Source organism: Arenicella xantha (genome assembly GCF_003315245.1).
Taxonomy (GTDB): domain Bacteria; phylum Pseudomonadota; class Gammaproteobacteria; order Arenicellales; family Arenicellaceae; genus Arenicella; species Arenicella xantha.
Map to the genome: position 1 here is coordinate 1,131,611 of NZ_QNRT01000002.1, position 21,570 is coordinate 1,153,180.

At 47.2% G+C, this 21,570-nt stretch carries 21 protein-coding genes; 11 read left to right on the forward strand and 10 right to left on the reverse strand.

Annotated features, from left to right (window positions below):
* Positions 1-24 precede the first annotated feature (24 nt).
* Positions 25-903 (reverse strand): YihY family inner membrane protein, encoded by an 879-nt coding sequence (locus DFR28_RS10720; protein WP_113954308.1) that lies wholly within the window; start codon positions 901-903, stop codon positions 25-27.
* Positions 904-928: 25 nt separating this feature from the next.
* Between DFR28_RS10720 and arsC the strand changes: the two genes are divergently transcribed.
* A complete protein-coding gene (gene arsC / locus DFR28_RS10725) occupies positions 929-1,279 on the forward strand; it encodes an arsenate reductase (glutaredoxin) (protein ID WP_113954309.1) in 351 nt (116 codons plus the stop codon).
* A complete protein-coding gene (gene wrbA, locus DFR28_RS10730; RefSeq protein WP_113954310.1) occupies positions 1,276-1,863 on the forward strand; it encodes an NAD(P)H:quinone oxidoreductase in 588 nt (195 codons plus the stop codon). The genes arsC and wrbA overlap by 4 nt, the downstream gene beginning before the upstream one ends.
* A 38-nt stretch (positions 1,864-1,901) precedes the next feature.
* Here the strand turns inward: wrbA and hda are convergent, their stop codons facing one another.
* Positions 1,902-2,636 carry a DnaA regulatory inactivator Hda gene (hda, locus tag DFR28_RS10735; RefSeq protein WP_113954311.1) on the reverse strand — a complete coding sequence of 245 codons (735 nt, stop codon included), beginning with the start codon at positions 2,634-2,636 and terminating at the stop codon, positions 1,902-1,904.
* On the reverse strand, positions 2,636-3,211 hold the full coding sequence (locus DFR28_RS10740) for a CDP-alcohol phosphatidyltransferase family protein (protein WP_113954312.1): 576 nt from the start codon (positions 3,209-3,211) through the stop codon (positions 2,636-2,638). The genes hda and DFR28_RS10740 overlap by 1 nt, the downstream gene beginning before the upstream one ends.
* A gap of 155 nt (positions 3,212-3,366) precedes the next feature.
* Here DFR28_RS10740 and purM point away from each other — a divergent pair, with 155 nt between their 5' ends.
* From purM to DFR28_RS10755, 3 genes are all read left to right on the forward strand, one after another.
* Positions 3,367-4,428 (forward strand): phosphoribosylformylglycinamidine cyclo-ligase, encoded by a 1,062-nt coding sequence (purM, locus tag DFR28_RS10745; RefSeq protein ID WP_113954572.1) that lies wholly within the window; start codon positions 3,367-3,369, stop codon positions 4,426-4,428.
* Positions 4,429-4,432: 4 nt separating this feature from the next.
* Entirely contained in the window at positions 4,433-5,080 is a 648-nt protein-coding gene (gene purN, locus DFR28_RS10750) for a phosphoribosylglycinamide formyltransferase (RefSeq protein ID WP_113954313.1), read from the forward strand.
* Between the two features lie 92 nt (positions 5,081-5,172).
* Positions 5,173-5,847 carry a DUF3108 domain-containing protein gene (locus DFR28_RS10755; RefSeq protein WP_113954314.1) on the forward strand — a complete coding sequence of 225 codons (675 nt, stop codon included), beginning with the start codon at positions 5,173-5,175 and terminating at the stop codon, positions 5,845-5,847.
* Positions 5,848-5,969: 122 nt separating this feature from the next.
* Here DFR28_RS10755 and clpA read toward each other — a convergent pair whose 3' ends face one another.
* Complete coding sequence (clpA, locus tag DFR28_RS10760) at positions 5,970-8,258, reverse strand: ATP-dependent Clp protease ATP-binding subunit ClpA (RefSeq protein ID WP_113954573.1); 2,289 nt, start codon at positions 8,256-8,258, stop codon at positions 5,970-5,972.
* 55 nt (positions 8,259-8,313) lie between these two features.
* On the reverse strand, positions 8,314-8,652 hold the full coding sequence (clpS, locus tag DFR28_RS10765; RefSeq protein WP_113954315.1) for an ATP-dependent Clp protease adapter ClpS: 339 nt from the start codon (positions 8,650-8,652) through the stop codon (positions 8,314-8,316).
* Positions 8,653-8,941: 289 nt separating this feature from the next.
* On the opposite strand from clpS, the gene DFR28_RS10770 reads away from it, so the two are divergent.
* Positions 8,942-9,151, forward strand: coding sequence for a cold-shock protein (locus DFR28_RS10770; protein WP_113954316.1), 210 nt, complete (start codon positions 8,942-8,944; stop codon positions 9,149-9,151).
* A 183-nt stretch (positions 9,152-9,334) separates the two neighbouring features.
* Here the strand turns inward: DFR28_RS10770 and DFR28_RS10775 are convergent, their stop codons facing one another.
* Positions 9,335-11,572, reverse strand: a complete 2,238-nt coding sequence (locus DFR28_RS10775; protein ID WP_113954574.1) for an NADP-dependent isocitrate dehydrogenase — start codon at positions 11,570-11,572, stop codon at positions 9,335-9,337.
* 323 nt (positions 11,573-11,895) lie between these two features.
* Here DFR28_RS10775 and DFR28_RS10780 point away from each other — a divergent pair, with 323 nt between their 5' ends.
* Positions 11,896-12,336: an NUDIX hydrolase gene (locus DFR28_RS10780; protein ID WP_113954317.1), complete on the forward strand. Its 441-nt coding sequence runs from the start codon at positions 11,896-11,898 to the stop codon at positions 12,334-12,336.
* A gap of 16 nt (positions 12,337-12,352) precedes the next feature.
* Positions 12,353-13,447, forward strand: coding sequence for a tRNA 2-thiouridine(34) synthase MnmA (gene mnmA, locus DFR28_RS10785; protein WP_113954318.1), 1,095 nt, complete (start codon positions 12,353-12,355; stop codon positions 13,445-13,447).
* Between the two features lie 256 nt (positions 13,448-13,703).
* Here mnmA and DFR28_RS10790 read toward each other — a convergent pair whose 3' ends face one another.
* Together DFR28_RS10790 and DFR28_RS10795 are read right to left on the reverse strand one after the other, a co-directional pair.
* The gene (locus DFR28_RS10790) at positions 13,704-14,501 is read right to left on the reverse strand and encodes a DUF2726 domain-containing protein (RefSeq protein WP_113954319.1); all 798 of its coding nucleotides are present in this window, start codon (positions 14,499-14,501) and stop codon (positions 13,704-13,706) included.
* A 410-nt stretch (positions 14,502-14,911) separates the two neighbouring features.
* Positions 14,912-15,115, reverse strand: coding sequence for a dodecin family protein (locus tag DFR28_RS10795; protein ID WP_113954320.1), 204 nt, complete (start codon positions 15,113-15,115; stop codon positions 14,912-14,914).
* Positions 15,116-15,369: 254 nt separating this feature from the next.
* Between DFR28_RS10795 and DFR28_RS10800 the strand changes: the two genes are divergently transcribed.
* On the forward strand, positions 15,370-15,948 hold the full coding sequence (locus DFR28_RS10800; protein WP_113954321.1) for a TetR/AcrR family transcriptional regulator: 579 nt from the start codon (positions 15,370-15,372) through the stop codon (positions 15,946-15,948).
* Between the two features lie 100 nt (positions 15,949-16,048).
* On the forward strand, positions 16,049-16,336 hold the full coding sequence (locus DFR28_RS10805) for a hypothetical protein (protein ID WP_113954322.1): 288 nt from the start codon (positions 16,049-16,051) through the stop codon (positions 16,334-16,336).
* A gap of 473 nt (positions 16,337-16,809) precedes the next feature.
* Here the strand turns inward: DFR28_RS10805 and DFR28_RS10810 are convergent, their stop codons facing one another.
* A complete protein-coding gene (locus DFR28_RS10810) occupies positions 16,810-17,880 on the reverse strand; it encodes an aminopeptidase (RefSeq protein ID WP_113954323.1) in 1,071 nt (356 codons plus the stop codon).
* Positions 17,881-17,958: 78 nt separating this feature from the next.
* Complete coding sequence (locus DFR28_RS10815) at positions 17,959-19,821, reverse strand: DEAD/DEAH box helicase (RefSeq protein ID WP_113954324.1); 1,863 nt, start codon at positions 19,819-19,821, stop codon at positions 17,959-17,961.
* A gap of 330 nt (positions 19,822-20,151) precedes the next feature.
* On the opposite strand from DFR28_RS10815, the gene DFR28_RS10820 reads away from it, so the two are divergent.
* The gene (locus DFR28_RS10820) at positions 20,152-21,561 is read left to right on the forward strand and encodes a hypothetical protein (protein WP_113954325.1); all 1,410 of its coding nucleotides are present in this window, start codon (positions 20,152-20,154) and stop codon (positions 21,559-21,561) included.
* The last annotated feature ends 9 nt before the right edge of the window (positions 21,562-21,570 follow it).

Below are 21,570 nucleotides of genomic sequence, written 5' to 3' on the forward strand. Positions count from 1 at the left end.
AAGCGCCTTACTTTTGGTATGCGATCACTCGGGCTTTGGCGGCTCATCATGACCGCCAAACATATCACTTACCTCTAGCTCAAGCAGATGGCGCTCTTGAAGCACTGCCACTAATTCAGCGCCGACCAATGCGACGACCCAAGATAAGTAAACCCAAATCAATAGAATAGGAAGCGTTGACAGCGCACCATACACAACGTCGTAGTTCGAGTAATTTGAAATATAACTAGTAAACAAACTCTTAGTTATCTCAAACAAACAAGAAGCCACCAGCGCGCCAGTCAGCGCGTGAACGAAACTTACCCGTACGTTTGGCATAATTAGATACAACATCAGAAACGCCAAGGTCTCCAGCCCGAACGGGAGCAATGTCAAACCAATAGAATGAATATTTTCCCCAGCCGACATTGAAAACGACAATAGGTAGGTCGACAGCGTCAAGCTACCGCCCATCAAGAAAGGCCCCAAGGAAATCATCGCCCAGTATACAGTTAGGCGAGACGTAACCGAACGCCCTTGCTTCACGCGCCATATATCATTGAACGACTGCTCAATACTGGCGAGCAACACCAGAGCAGTCAATAAGAAAAACACCAACCCGAACAACGTGAGCTTGCCTGCCTGGCCCGCAAAATTAGCAAAATAGACCTGCAGGTCATTACCCGCTGTCGGCAGTAAAAACTGGTAGATAAAGTCTTGAAATGACGTGCCTAACTGCTCAAAACCCGAAAATAACGAGAACAACGAAAGCGCTATCGCCGCCATCGGTGCTAAGGCCAATAGTGAACTGAACGCCAAAGCTGCCGCATGTCGTAATAATCGGTCAGTGCCAAATCGTCGAACCACCGCTAAGGGCACCTCCCAGAGTTGAATTAGGGTGTTCTTTAACCAATAATCAGTCATCGAATCTCACGCAGGTCTTATTACAATGGAAATAACTATCTATCATAACCCAAGATGCTCGAAGTCCAGACAGACTCTACAACTTCTACAAGAGCGAGGAATAGAACCGCGCATTGTTGAGTATCTGACAAACCCACCAACGCATCAGGAGCTCGACAGCATTCTGCGTGGACTCGAATTCGAGCCGCGTCAACTAATGCGCAAAAAGGAAGAGCCTTATCTAGTGATGGGTTTAGACAACCCCGCACTGGAACGCGATCAATTGATCGACGCCATGCTTCAAGCACCTAAGCTAATTGAACGCCCCATCGTTGTGGTTGGCGATGAGGTCGCGATTGGACGCCCGCCTGAAGCAGTATTAACCATCTTGCCATGAACATATTGATTCTCTACCACAGTCGACTCGGTTCGGTTCAGAAAATGGCTCGCCTCATCGCTCGAGGTGTCGAATCGGTAGAAGGTTGTAACGCCATGCTGCGGAGCGTACCGGAGATTCGAAATACTGAAACTCAGCCTGCGCCCGACAACGAGTCCGGTGACGCCCCCATTGAGTTATCAGAATTAGCTGCGTGCGATGCGCTTATTTTGGGGAGCCCGACACGTTTCGGAAATATGTCGTCAGCGCTCAAGCACCTGCTTGACAGTACCTCATCAATTTGGATGTCTGGTGAACTATCCGGCAAACCAGCGGCCGTATTTACCTCAAGCTCCTCAATGCATGGCGGGCAGGAGTCGACACTTTTGTCGATGATGATTCCACTGCTGCATCACGGCATGCTGATTACCGGCATTCCATTTACTGAGCCAGCGCTGGCTCGGACTAAAACCGGCGGAACCCCTTATGGCGCTAGCCATGTCGCAGGCAGCAGTAACAGCATAGAAATATCCGCGGACGAGCGGGAACTCTGCATTGCCTTAGGAAAACGCGTTGCTCACTATGCACAGAAATTAGCGGCGTAACGGGATTGTCAATAAACCATTCACGCATACTAACTCAACTAGGGCTTATCAAATACCGAGTGACGACTCAGCAATTGCTGAATAAAAGGGATGGTGACCCGCCGTTGCTCGGCTAACGAGGCTCGATCAATTCGATCAAGTATCTCAAAAATTACCGTGGTATCACGCGTAGCTCGACTCAGTAAATAACGCAGTACATCGTCGGCGATCGACAAGCCTCGTTGTTCAGCACGTAATTTCAAGGCAAGTAGCGTCTGCTCATCGGTCAGCTCTCGCAACGGGTAGATTAACCCACTCGACAAGCGACTCACTAAGTCAGGAATAACAAACCCATTCAGATCCGCCGGCTGAGCTGCCGACACAATCAATTGCCCTCCTCCATGCTTGATCTGCTCGAACAAGGTAAATAGCGCACGCTCCTTGTTAGCATCGCCAGCCCAAGCATGAATGTTATCAATGCAGACCAGATTTGTAGGATCAATCACCCGTAACATCTCTGGTGTTACACGAGAATCCGTTAGCGACTGATAGCTGCTGGGGAAATTCTCATCTCTGGCCAACCGCATGCAAGCAAACAACAAGTGGCTCTTGCCACTACCCTCGGGGCCATAGATAAACACAACCTTAGATTCTCGCTTTTGCACCAAGGTTTGCAAGGCATCAGTTAGTTCAGTGTTATCACCTGTTAAAAAATTACTAAAACTAGCCTTATCCTGCTGTGCAAGTGCAAGAGCAAGTTGGCCTGAGCTGGGATCAGAAGATTGTTTGGTCATTATGACGATTCATTCAGCGTCGATTCAGACGCTACCTCGAGGTCGTGAGTTGCTTTAAGCGACCAGATATACACATAAGCGATGCCACTTATCACGCTAGTCGCAAGGACCGCGTAGTTGAACCACGGCAACCAGTCTGCAATTTGTATTTGCCACGCTAAAGTCGATAATATAATCACAATATACGTGATCTGAGTAAACGTATTCAGCTTAGAAATCTTCAGTGGCTGCATCTTTACCGAACCGAAAAAGAGCACCATCACTAAGTAACCACCAACGATAATAATATCTCGAAAGACCACTACTACCATCAACCAAAACGGAATGACTTCCATCACCGACAACATAACATAGGCACTAACCAATAACGCTTTATCCGCTAAAGGGTCTAATATCGCGCCTAAATGCGTGGCGGCATTGAAGCGTTTTGCAATGAAGCCGTCCAGCGCATCCGACACGCCGGCGATTATAAACACCGCGAGCGACCACCCGTACTGCGTCTCTTGCAGCAGCACGACTAGCCAAGGCACCAGCCCAATTCGAGCTAAGGTGAGTAAGTTCGGTATATAGATCATTCTATGCGATTTACGATTGCGTGATTCCTTCAAGCTATTAAGCAATTATCTCTGCCTTTTATTCGATACACAACCGCTAATGAAAACGCTACAATAGCGCCCCTAAACCGGCCTAATCGCCAGATCGAATCCTTATCCCATTGGAGAACGCAATCGTGTCTCAGTCAAACAAGCCGAAAAGCACCAATACACCTGAATCGCTGAGCTATCGTGACGCTGGCGTCGACATCGATGCCGGTGATGCATTCATTGATGTCATTAAGCCAGTCGCAAAACGTACACAACGCGAAGGATGCTTGAGCGGCCTCGGCGGGTTCGGCGCTTTATTTCAAATACCGCAACGCTATAAAGAACCGATTTTGGTTTCAGGCACAGATGGTGTGGGCACCAAATTAAAACTGGCTTTTGACTTAAATAAACATGACACCATTGGCATTGACCTGGTGGCAATGTGCGTGAACGACGTAATTGTCCAAGGCGCTGAGCCAATGTTCTTTTTAGATTACTTTGCAACCGGCAAACTTACACCGGAAGTCGCGGCGCAGGTCGTGACCGGAATTGGTGAGGGCTGCCTACAAGCTAACGCAGCTTTGATCGGTGGCGAAACTGCCGAGATGCCTGGCATGTACCAAGCCGGTGAGTATGACTTAGCCGGATTCTGTGTTGGCGCCGTGGAAAAAAGCGAGATCATTGACGGCTCCAAGGTTGCGGCTGGCAATGTTCTAATAGGCCTAGCGTCTTCTGGCGCTCACTCCAATGGATACTCACTAATTCGCAAAGTAATCGACACATATAACATACCGCTCGATACCGAATTAGACGGCCGACCGCTTAGCGACGTAGTATTGCAACCGACTCGAATTTACGTGCGCTCTTTACTCGCCTTAATGGAGAAATTACCGGTGCATGCTTTAGCGCATATCACTGGTGGCGGCCTACCTGGCAACCTAAACCGAGTATTGCCAAGTGATTGTCATGCGGTTATTAATGAATCAGCTTGGCAATGGCCAAGTTTATTTCGTTGGCTCATGGAAACCGCTAATATCGAACGCCAAGAAATGTACCGCACCTTTAATTGCGGCGTAGGCATGGTTGTCGTGGTCGCCGCAGAACATGCAGATGCCGCCTTGGAACATCTTGCCGAAGCCGGTGAAGAAGCGTTCTTATTGGGCGAAATCGTTGCGGGTTCAGCCGACCCTCAAATCAAAATCGTTTAGCTTGATGAATCGTACTCGAGCTGTCGTACTGATCTCTGGCAGCGGCAGCAATCTGCAAGCATTTATCGATCAAATCGCCGCCGGCACATTAACGATAGACATTGCCCTTGTCGTGAGCAACAAAGCGGATGCTTTCGGCTTAATCCGAGCATCACAGGCAGGCATAGACACAGCGGTTATAGAGCATAAAGCATTCAATTCACGCCACGCGTTTGATGTTGCGCTGCAAGAAAAAATCGATAGCGTTAAACCTGACTTAGTGGTGTTAGCTGGCTTCATGCGAATTCTCACCAGTGAATTTGTCAATCATTACTCGCATCGATTAATCAACATTCATCCGTCGCTACTACCAAAATTTCCGGGCACCAATACCCATCAACGCGCCATGGATGCCGGCGAGCAATGGCATGGCGCAAGTATTCACTTTGTGGTACCCGAAGTGGACGCCGGTCCGATCATTTTACAAGGCCGCTTAGCAATAAAGGAAAATGACTCGGTGGAGTCATTACAAAATCGTATTCACAGCATCGAACACAAACTGTATCCGCTCGCTATTAAATGGTTCGCCGAGAACCGGCTTTCAATTGAAAATGGCCAAGTATTACTGGATGGTGAAACCGCTACGGAGCAGTTGCAAACCTTTGACCTCTGAGTTAGCGTAGGTCGCGATACTAATCAAACTAATTTATTGTGTTGCGCAAATTTCTAACCACATTTCTAGTCGCCCTATCGGCAGTTACTTCCATGGCCAATATTGCTGTTTCCGCGCCGCTCGAACCGGCATTGATTAGCTATACAATCAAAATGAATAGCAGCAAATTCGGCAATGCCACACTCGGCAAAGTCGAAACCAACTTGTCGCAAACGGACAGCGGTTACTTAATCGAATCCGTAACAAAGGCCCAAGGGATGGCCGCCATTATTATTGGCAGCAACATTCAAGAAGCCTGCGAGTTCGATATTATCGACGGTCAAGCGGTGTCTAAAAATTACAGTGGCGGACGAATCGGTAAAACCGACTACTCGGTGGCGTACGACTGGCAGGACCGAAAGGTGAAATTCGACTCCGGCGACTCTCTTGATATGCCAGATGGTTACCTAGTAGACAACTGCATGTTTTGGTTTGCTGCTGCGTTACTAAAAGGCGAGGGGTTCTCGGAGAAAAGCACCTATGTTGTGGATGGAAAATCCAAGCGAATTAGAGGCTTTGTATTGCGAACTAAGGGCGAAGAAACTATCGACACGCTAGTCGGAACTCGGCAGGTCGTGAAAGTAGTACTGGAGCGTGAATTGCGACCTGGCAGAACTCTAACATTTTGGCTGTCGCCAGCTGATCAATACCTGCCGCTAAAGATTGAAGAATCGCGCAAATCACGGACTATCACATTTGAAGTAGAGCGATTGGAACGCGAAAGTTAATACCGCTAGTGTCGTGGAGAGCGCCGTCACCTAATAGTCATTAGTGACGACGAAGGTTAAAACGGAACTGACACTAAGCTACCGCAGGGCCAAGCCATTTGACTCAGCCCTGCCAACACCTATCAATGCAGGGCAACCTCTTTGCTCGACTCATCTCTTTCAAACCGCGACTTGGTGATAGAGAATGCCAATTTGTCGTTATTGACGCTGATATTCACCTGCCCGCCTTTCTGCAACTTGCCGAACAGCAACTCATCAGCCAAGCCACGCTTAACCTCTTCTTGGATCAACCGAGCTAACGGCCGCGCTCCCATTGTCGCGTCATAACCATGCTCTGCGATCCACGCCCGAGCCGCATCATCGACTGTCAGCTGAACATTCTTCTCTAACAATAGCCGCTCGACTTCCAACAATTCTTTGTCGACGATCTTACTAATCACCGATTTGCCCAAAGATTCAAAACGCACCACCGCGTCCAAACGATTGCGGAATTCAGGCGTAAACATCTTCTGAATTGCCGATAAATCGTCGGTGGCATTATCTTGCTTGGTAAACCCCATTGTGTTGCGTGCGACTTCTACCGCTCCCGCATTGGTAGTCATCACAATAATCACATTGCGAAAATCAGCTTTTCGACCGTTGTTATCAGTCAGCGTGCCATGATCCATTACTTGCAGTAAAAGATTAAACACGTCTGGATGCGCTTTCTCGATTTCATCTAGCAACAACACCGCATGCGGATGTTTGTTAACCGAATCAGTCAGTATGCCGCCTTGATCAAATCCAACGTAGCCTGGAGGTGCACCAATCAGCCGCGACACAGTATGGCGCTCCATATACTCAGACATATCAAAGCGGATCAACTCAACGCCAAGAGTCATCGCAAGCTGCCGCGTTACTTCAGTTTTACCAACTCCAGTTGGCCCTGAGAAGAGAAACGAACCGATCGGCTTCTCTGGCTTTCCTAAACCAGAGCGAGACATCTTGATAGCTGATGCAAGTGTAGTAATGGCTTGATCTTGCCCAAACACGACTAACTTCAAATCCCGTTCGAGATTCTTCAGCGCATCGACATCCGAGGCCGACACATTTTTCGGCGGTATGCGAGCAATAAACGACACGACTTCTTCAATTTCAGGCACATCAATCACAGGAATTTCTCCCTCTTCTCGCTCGTGCAATCGAGTACGCGCGCCAGCCTCATCAATAACGTCAATCGCTTTATCTGGCAAGAAACGCTCATTAATATAACGATCTGCCAATTCAGCCGCTAAAGTTAGAGCCTCTGGCGTATAGGTTACCTCGTGATGCTCCTCGAAACGGGTCTTTAGTCCACGCAAAATCTGCACAGTTTCAGACACGGTCGGCTGTTCGACATCAATTTTCTGAAAACGGCGAGACAGCGCACGATCCTTTTCGAATATCCCACGATACTCCTGATAAGTCGTCGACCCAATGCATTTGAGTTCACCGCTGGACAAGGCCGGTTTAAGCAGGTTAGACGCATCCATCGCGCCACCTGATGCCGCACCAGCACCGATTATCGTATGTATTTCATCAATAAATAAGATCCCATGCTGCTCTTTGCTCAGTGCTTTTAAAACTGCCTTAAGGCGTTTTTCAAAATCACCACGGTACTTTGTACCGGCCAACAACGCGCCCATGTCCAAGGAATAGATAACAGCATCGGCTAACACCGCCGGCACTTCTTCTTCGACAATTAGTTTCGCCAAACCTTCCGCAATCGCGGTTTTACCAACGCCAGCTTCGCCGACATACAGCGGATTATTTTTACGACGACGTGACAATATCTGAATAGTTCGCTCTACTTCTTTCTCACGGCCAATCAATGGATCGATTAAACCTTCAGCTGCACGTTCATTCAAATTCACCGTGTACGCCTCAAGAGGACCTTCTTTTTGATCCACCTGCCCATCGCCCTGCCCGTCAGGAAACGGCAGCCCCTCGGGCGCGTCATCCTGCTTGCTGATGCCATGAGAAATATAAGAGACGGCGTCAAAACGAGTAACATTTTGCTTATCCAAATAATAAGCCGCATACGAGTCCTGCTCGGAGAACATCGCCACCAATACATTCTCGCCCTCGACCTCAGTTTTACCAGAGCTTTGAACATGCACTATGGCACGTTGCAATACCCGCTGAAAACCAATGCTGGGCTGTGTTTTTACCTCAGACTCACTATCAATCAAGGTGGTGTGGTCAACCAAATGAAGCTTCAAATCGGACCGCAGTTCATCTAGGTCGGCGCCGCAGGCCTGTAACACAGCCATGGCGGAGCTGTTGTCCAGCAAGGCCAACAACAGATGTTCGGTAGTTACAAACTCGTGCCTCGCTTCATGGGCGATCTGCACCGCCATATTTAAGGATTGTTCTAGCTCTTTCGAAATCATTTCATACTCCTGATTCTGATCATATTTAAGCAAATGACGCATTGATCAATCATTGCTACTCTCCATCCGAATCGGAATCGGGTTCCATCGTACATTGCAGAGGATGCTGATTCTGTTGCGCGTATTGCACAACTTGCTCTACTTTGGTTTCGGCAACCTCACGCGTGTACACACCGCACACGCCCGCGCCTTTTTGATGAACGTGCATCATTATTTGCGCCGCCTTCTCCTCGGAGTGATGAAAAATTGACTGTAGCACATCAATCACGAACTCCATGGTTGTGTAGTCATCGTTGAGCAGCAACACTCGGTATAGAGGTGGACGCTTTAGCTTGGGTCGAGCCGTTTCAAGGGCTAGATCATCATTATTAATTGGTTCGGGGTAATCGCTCATGAGCCTATTTCTTAATTGAGGTCGAATCGCTCGACCATATCCAACCTTAATTCTGCGCCCTCCTAGTAATTTTTCAAGAGCTTTTTGCTAGACAATCATCTATTTAACGCAGATAAATGCCAGCCTACGCTTGACCTTTATTAGATGACGATGTTTACTTGCTGCGTCAAATTATTACAAAAAAGTTTGATGTGCGTTGTGAAGTTAAGTAGAACCAAATAAAAACGCTGTACTTCGCATAAATACCTGAAGCTAATATCAGGAATTATTACCAAAGTGAGGATATAAGATGGCAACTAGAGGAACCGTGAAATGGTTTAACTCTTCTAAAGGGTTTGGATTCATTGAACCAAGCGAGGGCGGAAATGATGTGTTCGCACATTACTCCGAAATCGAAATGGACGGGTACAAAACACTCAATGAAGGCCAGGAAGTAGAATATGAATTAGAAGACGGAGACAAAGGCCCTAAAGCCGCCAAAATCCGATCAGCTTCCTAACTAAGACTTTCAAGATAAATTCAAAAGCACGACTCAAAAAGGGTCGTGCTTTTTTTTGCTTACGGCCAGCTCACAAAGCCATCGGAGCCACGCATTCACCGACCGGTGCAGTCTCCGCGACGTTCTATGAGCCCATAAAAAAACAGCACTCTCGAAAGAGTGCTGTTCTCGCTCAAAGCGTTATTACGCTGTGAAACCGTCGATAATACTATTCAACGTTGCTGATGGGCGCATCGCAGCGAACGCCTTATCTTCAGACGGGTAATAGTATCCATCAATATCAACCGGATGACCCTGTGCATTATTCAATTCATCCACAATGGTTTTTTCGTTGTCAGAAAGTTGCGCGGCAAGACTGGCAAATTTCGCTTTTAAATCAGCGTCCTGATCTTGTGCCGCAATCGCTTGAGCCCAATATAGGGCTAGATAAAAGTGGCTACCGCGATTATCCAACTCATTTACTTTTCTTGATGGTGACTTGCCTTCAGTCAACAATTTGCTCGTCGCCAGATCCAGCGTATCAGCCAAAACACGCGCTTTCTCATTGCTCGTAGCGTCGGCTAAATGCTCGAACGAAGCAGCAGTCGCAAGAAACTCACCTAGAGAATCCCAACGCAAGTGCCCTTCCTTCAAAAACTGCTGAACATGTTTCGGTGCTGACCCGCCAGCACCTGTTTCAAACAAACCGCCACCATTCATCAACGGCACAATTGACAACATTTTGGCACTAGTACCAACTTCCAAGATTGGGAATAGATCGGTTAAATAGTCACGCAATACGTTGCCGGTGACCGAAATAACATCCTTACCTTGGTTAATTACTTCCAATGAATATCGTGTCGCGTCAGCTGGCGACATAATCAGAATATTCAAACCTTCGGTATCATGTTGCTTTAGATACTCGTCAACTTTAATAATCAATTGAGCTTCATGTGGTCGATTTTTATCGAGCCAAAAAACCGCTGGCAAGCCAGTCTTGCGAGCTCGTGAAACGGCTAATTTAACCCAGTCTTGAATTGGCGCATCTTTTACCTGACACATACGCCAAATATCGCCTTCTTCTACCGCATGCTCAAACAGAATGGTTCCAGTGTCTTCGTCGATCACACGCATGTAACCGCCATACTCCATCTCATAAGTCTTATCGTGCGAACCATACTCTTCGGCCTTTTGCGCCATGAGCCCGACATTCGAAACACTACCAATTTTGGTGGGATCTAACGCACCATGCTCTTTACAATAATCAATGACTTCCTGATAAATAAAGGCATAAGTACTTTCTGGAATTACCGCTTTTGCGTCTTGTAGCTCACCGTCCATATTCCACATCTTGCCGGAATTACGAATCATCGCAGGCATAGACGCGTCAACAATCACGTCACTTGGCACATGTAGATTCGAGATACCTTTATCTGAATCGACCATGGCAATTGCCGGACGATCTTTGTAACAATCCAAAATATCGGCTTCGATTTTTTCACGAAGCTCACCCGAAATCTGTTGGATGATATTGTATAGATTACCTAAGCCATTGTTAGGCTGAACATTTAGTTCATCAAACAAGGTGGCATACTTTTCATAAACGTCTTTGTAAAACACCGTCACAGCATGACCAAATACGATCGGATGCGACACTTTCATCATGGTTGCTTTGACGTGCAAGCTAAACAATACGCCTTGGTTTTTCGCATCTTCAATTTGCTCTTCGTAAAACTTACGTAGCGCCTTTTTACTCATGAACATGGCGTCGATCACTTCACCAGCAAGTAACTCGACTCCGTCTTGCTTGACCGTTTTGTTGCCGTATTTATCGGTAAACTCAATCTTTACCGTACAAGCATCTTTAAGCGTAATAGAACGCTCACTAGATCGAAAATCCCCACCATTCATAGTTGCGACATGTGACTTTGAGGTCGGCAACCACTCACCCATTGAATGTGGATTCTGACGCGCGTAATTCTTAACCGCCGCTGGCGCGCGACGGTCTGAGTTACCTTCGCGAATCACAGGGTTTACGTTACTGCCTTTAACACCGTCGTACATGGCTCGAATTTTCTTTTCTTCGTCCGTTTTCGGGTCATCATTAAAGTCAGGAACAGCAAATCCCTTCGCCTGAAGCTCTGCTACTGCAGCGCGAATCTGCGGAATCGATGCTGAAATATTAGGTGTTTTAATAATATTAGCGCTTGGCTCTAAAACCAACTGAGCAAGTTCCGCCAACGCATCAGGAACACGCTGCTCATCAGTCAAATATTCATTAAATGTGGCTAAAATTCGGCCACCTAAAGAAATATCCTTAGTGTCAATTTCAACCCCACAGGCTGACGCAAATGATTGATAGATGGGCAGCAATGAGCGCGTCGCTAGTGCTGGAGCTTCATCGGTTAGAGTGTAAAAAATCTTGGATTCTGCGTTACTCATTATGGTCATTTCTCGCTTGTAATCGGTTTGAAATTTGTGGAGGTTAGGCCAATCCGGCCGCATCAAACTATTACGTTGGGCTAGGTTTCGTACCAACGCTAAATTTGCGCGATGAAGGCGGAGCGACCTTCGAGCTACCATTCCAGCAACTCGGACAGCCAAGTCCGACCAGAAAGTCAGAGCATGTGCTGTAAAAAAGTGGCGCAAGGATACCACAAAATCCGGAACACGGCATTGTAAAACCACCGCGTAGGCCTCACACTATCCACTATAAATGATATTGTTAAACTGCCCTTTGATCCAAGCACCGAGCTAACTAGACCATGTGGACTCCAGATATTACGGTCGCTGCCGTGTGCCCTTACGACGGCAAATTCTTACTCGTAGAAGAGCGATCGAAATCCACTAACGAGATTGTATTTAACCAACCGGCCGGCCATCTAGAGAAAGGCGAGAGCATTCTCGACGCGGTGATTCGCGAGACACTGGAAGAAACATGCTGTCACTTCACTCCCGAGGCATTAGTGGGTTTATACCGACTGGAAGCGGCCAATGGCAAAACCTATATCCGGGTTACTTTTTGCGGCTCAATCAGCGAGCAAGACCCCGTGTATTCGCTGGATCCGGACATTATTCGAACTCACTGGTTTAGTCCTGACGAAGTGCGCCAAAACCAAGCACTCCGCAGCCCCTTAGTGCTAAGTTGTATCGATGACTATTTGAGTGGCCAGCGCTATCCGCTGGAACTACTTCGGGAACTTTAATTCAAGTCACAACCTCATGAACCAAGATAAACCAACCCCTTCCGAGACTCACGTGGTAGTCGGCATGTCCGGCGGCGTCGATTCATCCGTCACTGCTTACCTTCTGAAACAAAAGGGGTATCGAGTCACCGGCATGTTTATGAAGAACTGGGAGGAAGACGACACCGAGGAGTACTGCGCTGCGGCCACTGACCTCAAAGATGCTGCACAAGTCTGCGACCGCTTGGATATAGAACTACGCGAGGTGAATTTCGCGCATGAATACTGGGAGAACGTGTTTGAACACTTTCTAGCAGAATACCAAGCCGGACGAACACCAAATCCAGATATCTTGTGCAATAAAGAGATTAAGTTTAAAGAGTTCCTACTCCAAGCCGAAACCATTGGTGCACAGTATATCGCAACCGGACACTATGTCGCGAAGGGTCAAGACGGCGACCAAGCGCTACTTTTAAGGGGCTCAGACGAAAATAAAGATCAAAGCTATTTTCTGTACACGCTGCAACAGTTTCAATTAACTAAAAGCCTCTTCCCACTCGGTGAGATCACTAAGCCAGAGGTGCGCAAAATTGCCGATGAGCAAGGGTTTGTCACACATGACAAAAAAGACAGTACGGGCATATGTTTTATTGGCGAACGTCGTTTCAAGGACTTTCTGAGCACCTACCTGAAACCCAATCCTGGCGCGATGGTCAACACTGATGGCGAAACAGTAGGGCAACACGACGGGCTCATGTATTACACCTTAGGGCAACGACACGGACTCGACATCGGCGGGCCTGGTGCCGCATGGTATGTAGCTGGCAAAGATCTAGCCGAAAACAAATTACTAGTAGTACAGGGCCATGACCATCCGGCAATGCTCAGCCAATCCGTAGTCGCGACCGGCTTAGACTGGGTAAGTGCGACCCCACTCAAAGTTGGTGACCAGGTCACCGCAAAGACCCGTTACCGACAGCAAGATCAGGCCTGCCAAGTTACCGCAGTTGGGGACGACAGCATTACGGTACGCTTCGACCAACCCCAGCGCGCCGTAACTCCTGGGCAAGCGCTGGTATTTTATGACGGTCGGCGCTGCTTAGGTGGCGGCACCATCGAGTCTTATAAATAGAAATATCACCCGGCTTTTTGAAGCAAAGCCCGTAGCAAAAAGCCCGTAGCAAAAAGCCAGTAGCAAAAAGCCAGTAGAAAAGAGTCAGTAGAAAAGAGTCAGTAGAAACAAGCCAGTAGAAACAAGCCAGTAACGACCAATCAAGTCGCAACAATCGCTAGACTAGCCCCACAAACACGCCGATCATAAGCGCGCCCCACTCGATACATGACGCCTAATTCGGCGAAACTAAACCGTCACCGCCAGATAAAAAAGTTTAGCCAGCCCAATCACTAAAACCAGGCTTTTTAACCTTTTGCTTCTCGCGTGTCTGCATCTTCACCACCTTGGCATCATTCATTGACACCTGATAGTCGCAATATGGATACTTTCGGCACATCAAAAATTTCTCGCCAATGCGTCGCCCCTTAACCGCGACCTTGGTGACCAAACCACTGTGACACTTAGGACATTGCCGCAAATTACCAAAATCAGAATTTGATGCACCGTCTATGGTCAACTCGGAGTTTTTCGTTGGTTTTTTCTTCTCAACTTCACGAGCCGACTTACCTGTCACTAAACGCCGAATATCCATGCTGCGGTAATCTTGCCGTATATCAAAGTAAAACAAACGAACATTCGCTTGCTTACAGACATGGCTCACGGTTTTTTCGCGCGCAGCTCGCATTTTTCGGTTCGAGCCTTTCTCAAAGTTTTCTAGCTCGATCACACCGAAAATAGACATGTCCTTTTTCTTACACAACAGATAATCAAATGTCTGATCCGCCAACTTAACTTCGATACGCTTCGATTGAAACCAATCAACAGCTGGCTCGGGTTCGATTACATCCAATATTCGAATCTTTGAGAAAATATAAAACTCATCACTGAGTGAACTCATGAGCCCATCAAAGAAATTTCTTTCCGCCGCAGTGAGCATCCGACTCTTACGCTGCACATCAAACTCCGCAGCGGATGCCTTATTCCTTATCCACCAATAGCCCGCACCGCCAATTAACACCAGCCACGCGAGAATAATTAAAATCCATCCAAATCCGGTTACGCCAAGAGACATGCTCTTCCTCCAGCAAACATTTCGTTAGTGCGCGCGAGATTAGTCGCGATATCACGACCAACTTATCGAGCGCCCCAACCCCTTGGCGAAACTCGACGGAACCCAATCTCGAACACAATGAAGTGTTTAATCACACATTCATGAGTTACTCAAATATAGAGATGCAGTAAAAAATCCCCCTACATAACTCACTGACTCACGCAAAGGTAAGTGGTGAGCGAAATGCACTGCTATCCAGCAAATTATGTCAGCCTTGCTAAGCCAACAGCGTCAAATATACCACGTAAATCAGTGAATGACGCAATCCTGTAACAACCTTGATTGCGTTAAATATCACCTTATTGGACACACTATAGAGCTTTGTCTAGTTCAGCAGCGTGTCGAGTCACTCAAACACGCCGAGGGCCTAACTACTCTTCGAGGATAAAGGTGATTTTCAACTTAACTCGATATTCGGTAATTTTTCCATCTTCAATAGAAGCAACTTGATCTTTTACCCACGCGCTTGAGACATTCTTTAATGTTTTGCTAGCACGAGCCACGCCAATAGCGACAGCATCATCAAAACTTTTCGGGGACGAAGCGGAGATTTCGGTAATTCGAGCAACAGACATAATAACTTCCTGGGTAAAAAACTAGAAAACTAAGCTGGCTGCTAAAACAAGGCGACAAATGATCCATTTCATCAACGCCCAATAGCTCTACCAGCAAAAAAGTATACAGAACTTAGAGTGTACTCACGCAACCAGCAAAGATCAAAAGCTTAAAACAGCCTCAGCAGAGTCGAGACAGCAATACTAGACACAATGAGCATTATTTAACGTTTACCCGTTGACTTTTAAATTTCAGAACGTATATTCTGCTTAATATGGCACGTACCCGAGAATTTGAACCTGAAACTGTCTTAGACGCAGCACTCGACCTCTTTTGGAGGAAGGGCTACAAAGCTTGCTCAATGGCAGATGTGGTTCGACAATCAGGGGTAGCGCGATACGGTGTATATCAAGCATTCAAAGATAAAGACCAGCTTTATTGTGCCGCGCTGAAACGATACCAACAAAAAGTTCACGACTACTTTGTTAAACCTTTGTGTGGCTCTCGCGTCAACTATGATAGCTTAGTGCAACATTTTGATCGCGTGCTAGATCAGCTAGAGAACAGTGAGCACGAAGGCTGCTTTGCACACCAAGCTGCGATTGAGCGTGCGGGTTGCGATGACAATGTTAATCAGATTATCAACAGTATTTTTGCTGAAAATCGACGTACGTATCGCGTAGTTATCGAACATGCACTGGCTGACGGCGAAATGCGTCCACTGCCAATTGACGATTTGGTGACATTCGTAATGGGTATAGAGCGCGCCCTGATTGCTATGACTAAACAGAACTGCAGCTTACAAGAACGTCAAGACTACGTTCGGTGCGCATTGACACTATTGAAGCCATAACCGATTTTTTTTTGGTCATTTCCAGAACATCCATTCTGATATAACCGAAGTGACTGACAGACATAACCAACTTTTATAATATTAAACTAGAGGTAATTCCATGAAACACTTAAACACACTCGCCGCAGCATCTAGCCTACTTGTCGCTACCCTAGCTCCAATCCATTCAGCTCAAGCCGCTGAAGTATCAAGCGCTGGTCAAGCGATTAGTATTTGTAAAGAGAAAGCGCAAATAGCTCACCCTGACTACAAAATGAGCAAATCAACAAAGATTCGTGAAAAGCGTGGCGTGTACAACATTACTCTTAAAGTCATTACCGAAGCAGAGAATATTAAAGCGTACTGCAAAGTCACTAAAGACGGCGAAGTGAGCTACGCAAAAGCCTAATCGCAAAGCGTCGGTTACATAGCGTTAAGTAGCAAGCTCGAGACATGGCATTACCATCGTGACTCATTCCTAGGCTACCAAAGTAGATCTCGCTTAGCGCTACCACTGCTCATTTCACAAGAGCAAATTGAAGGTAAAAGCCCGTGTGATTCCTCACCCTGTAATCGGGTAAATATTCCTTGATTACACTGGCTATTGTATCGATGCCCATTTAAATAATGGCGCATCGATTTTTTTTATTCTAAGCAAATTGCGCCGCCCTCACCTACCAGTAGTTTAGCGTCCACTTTCGGAACCCAAGCAGCAATCTCTTGCCACTGCGACCCAACTCACCTCATTTTGGCGTTGCTCGACTAACCGGTTTTGCCAGGCGCGTACAACTGGCGCGTTCAATTAATGCCTGCAATAGTGCTTCGTGTAGCTGCATACACAGATCAATCCCAATAAGGCAACGACGCAACAGCTGCGCCGATTCATAATTCAGAGCTATCTGATAACTCCGAACCTATGCATTCGTCGGATCTCAGAATTGCCGGATCACTATGCGACATGGCAGATACCACCGCATAGAACTTGGCTAAGTCTCCCCCGCATCTAGCCAATAAAGCCTTTAACTCGGGAACTGCATCTCGATAGGTCGAAAACACCGCAAGGCGAGCATTATTAACCGGGCTATCAAACCAGCGATCATACCAACCTCGCCCTCCCCATTTTTCATGTTTCAAATTCTCGTACCGCGCTCGCATATCAGTAAATATTTGCGCTTTTACCTGACGTAGCTCCGCATCACTTAGTGATTGAGCATATACCGCGGCCAACTCGTTTTTTACACTCAGAACGAGTTGGTGGAACTGATCTACAGCGACCAATTGTTTTTGATATTTCGCCAGCGCCTGCGTATCTGTTTGTTGCAGCCAACGTTCGGTTCCAACTTCTCCGACCACGGTAGCAAATGCCTCATTAAAATTACTATCGCCATTAATATAGAGTCGTTGATGAGCAAGTTCATGAAATAATGTTTCAGCGAAATGAATATCACCAAAGCGCAACATTGACGGCAAAATTGGATCATTAAACCAACCCAGTGTCGAATAAGCGGGAGCACCAGCAACCAGCGTTTCATAGCCTTGCTGCTGCAACACCAAGGCATAATTTTGGGCCGCAGCTTCAGCGAAATAACCGCGATAAGCAGCGCAGCCAATAACCAAATAGCACCACTGTTTAGGTTCGACTGAAAACTCTGGGGCGGCAATCACGTTCCAAACTGGGTACTCACGCTCCAGCGCCACGTAATGCGAATAACTACCTGAGGCTGGCAAGCTCAACGCCTGTTCGGCGAAGCGCTTTAATCGCTTAGATAACTCAAGTTGATTCCTAAGCTGATCAGGGGCTTGCGGGATTAGTTTGTCTACTGACTGGCGCGCCAGCATCAATTGTGTATGGCCTACCACACTCTGTGAATAGTACGAGACAGTACTGCAACCGGCCAAGGCCAGCGTAAGCAGAAAGCCTACTCCGCTAACAATAAAGATCTTTCGCCACATCAGCCCAGAATAAACTAAGTCGGTTGATTGATAAACCGACTTAGTTTGCTGACCTTTTAGTAACCACGTCGCTAGACGTTAACCGTTCTTACGATCCTTGCGTTTCTTCTTGGCATAATCGGATACTCCACCAGACTTACTGCCGGCTCCTTTTTTTGAAGTGTAACGTTTCTTCTCAGGGCGAGCGGCCTGTGGAGTTGAACGTGATGCAGGCGCTTCATCGCCAGTAAACGGCATAATTTCTAATGGTCGGCCAGCGACTCGCGCTCGCTTTAAGATGGCTAAAACCGCTTTAGGCATATCCGCCGGCAAATCTACCGTCGAATATTCCTCACGTATCTCAATCTCACCAATGTACTTACTTTCGAGCTCGGCTTCATTGGCAATCGCACCGACAATATTACCAGGCTTAACTTGGTTTCGACGACCAACGCTCAGGCGAAAACGCTGCATTTTAACGTCAGGAAAATCTTTTAAGGGCGTTGGTTGAACCTTAGGGACCGGCTTATCCTCGGAACGCCGATCGCCTCGCTCACGCCGCTCACGACGTTCAAAAGGTCGATCATCGCCACTTCGATCAAACGCTGACGAATGCGCTTTTTCACGCTTAAGCACAGCTTCATCGAGTATCAATGAAGTATCACCTTGCGCCAGAAATGCCGCCGCCGCCGCGATTTGCTCAATGCTAATCTCTTGGTCGTGTTGTAGCTCGGTAATCAATTGCGAGAAAAAATCGATATCGTCACTACCAACCGCTTCAACGATTCGTTGCTTGAACCGCTCCACACGATTGCGATTAATGTCAGCCACACTAGGAAGTTCCATCGGCGTGATTGGCTGATTAGTTGCGCGTTCAATTGAGAACAACATACGTTTTTCCCTTGGCGCAACAAACAGAATTGCCTGACCCGAACGCCCAGCGCGACCGGTACGACCAATTCGGTGAATATAACTCTCGGTATCATGCGGCACATCATAATTGATAACGTGACTGATTCTCTCTACATCTAAACCACGAGCCACTACATCTGTAGCGATCAATAAATCGAGTTTACCGCCACGCAAGCGATCAATAATTTTTTCCCTGTTCGCTTGCGGAATATCACCGTTCAGCGCCTCACTGCGAAAGCCGCGTGCGGACAGCTTATCAGCCAATTCAACCGTCGCGGTCTTGGTGCGCACAAATACAATCACGCCCTCAGTTTCTTCGCTCTCTAAGATACGTGTGATGGCATCCAGCTTATTGGTACCACGTACGATCCAATAACGTTGTTTGATATTGGCAGCGGTAACAGTTTTACTGGCAATTTTAATATGCACAGGGTCTTGTAAATGCTGATCAGCAACCTTCTTAACCTCACGCGGCATCGTGGCCGAGAACAAGGCAATTTGTCGCGTTGGAGGGGATTGTTCTAGTACCCACTTAACATCATCGATAAATCCCATTCGCAGCATTTCATCAGCTTCATCCAATACCAGCGCCTTGAGACCGTCAAGCGACAATGTTTTACGGCGCATATGATCCATAACGCGACCCGGTGTGCCAACTACAACCTGTGCACCACGAGATAATTGTTTGAGCTGAATAGTGTAAGACTGACCACCATAGATAGGCAGCACATTGATGCCTTTGAGATGCTTAGCATATTGCTGGCAAGCTTCAGCAACTTGAATTGCTAACTCACGAGTAGGTGCAAGAATAAGCAGTTGCGTTGCCGAGCTCTTAGGGTCAAGTTTACTCAGCAGGGGCAACGCAAAAGCCGCCGTTTTGCCGGTGCCGGTTTGCGCTTGTCCAAGCAGATCTCGTCCAGCCAATAACGAAGGAATACTCTCAGCTTGAATCGGGGAAGGTTGTTCGTAGCCTTGATCGACAATTGCTTGAAGAATAGGCTCAGGTAAATTTAGTTCGCTAAACAGCGGCAATTTTGATGTTTCAGTCATGTGTGCTCCACGCTTTCGAATTGAAAGCTAACACTTAGCGGGCACTGTTGACCTAGTTAACTCCGTGACAGTCGCCAGTCACAGGGTGGGCGAAAAAAAGAAGTCTGAGCGTTCAAGCGGGCCCTGATTAAATTAAGTACGGCAAATCACTCGCGGTGCCGTCGGGCGCGGGAGTATACAGGTGCTACGCCAAGGAAACCAAGGGGAAATCGGCATTAATCTAGACTTTTACACTGCATAAAACCTAGCTCCACTCACGCTAACCGTAGTCTTGTGCCAAGCGGTAGACTATAATCACCCGCTGACACACTCTTTAGGTTTTTTCGCAACGTGGAATTAATTAATTACACAGTCCAATGGTTAACCGACAATGAGTCGGCGCTATCCGCTATGGCCGCCATTTTGGTCATCGCCGGTATTACCTACGGAGCCCTGCGATATATCCTGACGCCTTTTCTTCAGCGCAATTCTGAAGAATCCAAAAAACCAACCGAATCGGATGATGCGCCAAAAGTCACCGCGCTGCACAATAATAACTTTTCATTAGCGGTACTGCTGTTCGATGCCTTATCGAGCAATGAAGAAGACGAATTTGTAGCCGCCGGCATCACGTCGGAAATTATTGCGCATGTCACCATGGTTCCGCATATCCGCGTGAGCTCACGGCTGTCGTCGTATCAAGTCAGTAAAGGCAAAGCTGATATTCAACGGATTGCTGAACAACTCAATACGCGCTTTGTTTTAACTGGCAGTCTAAGACATAAAGACGATCGGATTCGCGTTATCGCACAGCTCTCAGACATTAACGCGAATGCTGAAATTTGGGCGCAAACCTACGACCGAAAAATTCAAGACTTGTTTGAAGTCCAACAAGATATCGCAAAATGTATTGTTGGCGCGGTATTAGGCGAAGTGAAATTAGCTGAAACCATGTTTGCAGGTTCGCTACCGGAGCAAAGCCTTGATGCATGGGGCTTGGTCCAGAAAGCCTTTCATTTTTGGCTCACCAACTTTACCCCTGATGGGATTCTCAAAGCCTGCGATTATTTGCGCCAAGCCATCAAGATCGATCCTAACTATGCTAGCGCCAGAGCCTCACTCGCCATGTTATTAGCGCAGCAAATGACAACGCGCATTTGTGAAGACTATGAAGCGTGCGCCGACGAAGCTCGCGCTTTAATCGAAACTGCCTACCAGCAATCTCCCAACGACATTGATGTACTGGAAAATGCCGGTGTGGTTTGGCAAAACATTGGCGAAAGCCGCCGTGCCGAACTCGCATTACGTCGCGTTGTGCAGATGGCACCACTCAATTTAATTTCACGTGGCTATTTAGCCTTGCTTCTTGCCTTTACTGGCGACGAAGCAGATGTTGAAGAAGCTGAGCAATTGATCTTAGAGAATTTTGCGACTGCGCCCAAACATCCGTCTGCACCTTATTGGAATTTTTTCCTTGCGGTGGTCGAACTCCGACACAAGAACTATGAACAAGTTATCAGCCTCACTAAGAAAAGCTTAATTCAGCAACCAGGCTGGGTTCACAACTACTTTTTGATGGCTAATGCCCACTGCGAACTCGGGGACGAAAGCTCGGCGATAATTGCAATCGAAAACGCAGCCACTATCAATCCACACTTAACGTCTCAACTTTTCGCTGAGAATGTATACCGAATAGTCGGAGGCCAAGAGCACGCCTCATGGTTTGTCGATGGATTAAAGGAGTACAAACTCATCAAGTAGGGCTAAAAA

Bases quoted from the DNA above. Each gene is read 5' to 3' on its own strand.
- DFR28_RS10720 (WP_113954308.1), bottom strand. From the start codon at position 903: ATGACTGATTATTGGTTAAAGAACACCCTAATTCAACTCTGGGAGGTG.
- arsC (WP_113954309.1), top strand. From the start codon at position 929: ATGGAAATAACTATCTATCATAACCCAAGATGCTCGAAGTCCAGACAG.
- wrbA (WP_113954310.1), top strand. From the start codon at position 1,276: ATGAACATATTGATTCTCTACCACAGTCGACTCGGTTCGGTTCAGAAA.
- hda (WP_113954311.1), bottom strand. From the start codon at position 2,636: ATGACCAAACAATCTTCTGATCCCAGCTCAGGCCAACTTGCTCTTGCA.
- DFR28_RS10740 (WP_113954312.1), bottom strand. From the start codon at position 3,211: ATGATCTATATACCGAACTTACTCACCTTAGCTCGAATTGGGCTGGTG.
- purN (WP_113954313.1), top strand. From the start codon at position 4,433: ATGAATCGTACTCGAGCTGTCGTACTGATCTCTGGCAGCGGCAGCAAT.
- DFR28_RS10755 (WP_113954314.1), top strand. From the start codon at position 5,173: ATGGCCAATATTGCTGTTTCCGCGCCGCTCGAACCGGCATTGATTAGC.
- clpA (WP_113954573.1), bottom strand. From the start codon at position 8,258: ATGATTTCGAAAGAGCTAGAACAATCCTTAAATATGGCGGTGCAGATC.
- clpS (WP_113954315.1), bottom strand. From the start codon at position 8,652: ATGAGCGATTACCCCGAACCAATTAATAATGATGATCTAGCCCTTGAA.
- DFR28_RS10770 (WP_113954316.1), top strand. From the start codon at position 8,942: ATGGCAACTAGAGGAACCGTGAAATGGTTTAACTCTTCTAAAGGGTTT.
- DFR28_RS10775 (WP_113954574.1), bottom strand. From the start codon at position 11,572: ATGAGTAACGCAGAATCCAAGATTTTTTACACTCTAACCGATGAAGCT.
- DFR28_RS10780 (WP_113954317.1), top strand. From the start codon at position 11,896: ATGTGGACTCCAGATATTACGGTCGCTGCCGTGTGCCCTTACGACGGC.
- mnmA (WP_113954318.1), top strand. From the start codon at position 12,353: ATGAACCAAGATAAACCAACCCCTTCCGAGACTCACGTGGTAGTCGGC.
- DFR28_RS10790 (WP_113954319.1), bottom strand. From the start codon at position 14,501: ATGTCTCTTGGCGTAACCGGATTTGGATGGATTTTAATTATTCTCGCG.
- DFR28_RS10795 (WP_113954320.1), bottom strand. From the start codon at position 15,115: ATGTCTGTTGCTCGAATTACCGAAATCTCCGCTTCGTCCCCGAAAAGT.
- DFR28_RS10800 (WP_113954321.1), top strand. From the start codon at position 15,370: ATGGCACGTACCCGAGAATTTGAACCTGAAACTGTCTTAGACGCAGCA.
- DFR28_RS10805 (WP_113954322.1), top strand. From the start codon at position 16,049: ATGAAACACTTAAACACACTCGCCGCAGCATCTAGCCTACTTGTCGCT.
- DFR28_RS10810 (WP_113954323.1), bottom strand. From the start codon at position 17,880: ATGTGGCGAAAGATCTTTATTGTTAGCGGAGTAGGCTTTCTGCTTACG.
- DFR28_RS10815 (WP_113954324.1), bottom strand. From the start codon at position 19,821: ATGACTGAAACATCAAAATTGCCGCTGTTTAGCGAACTAAATTTACCT.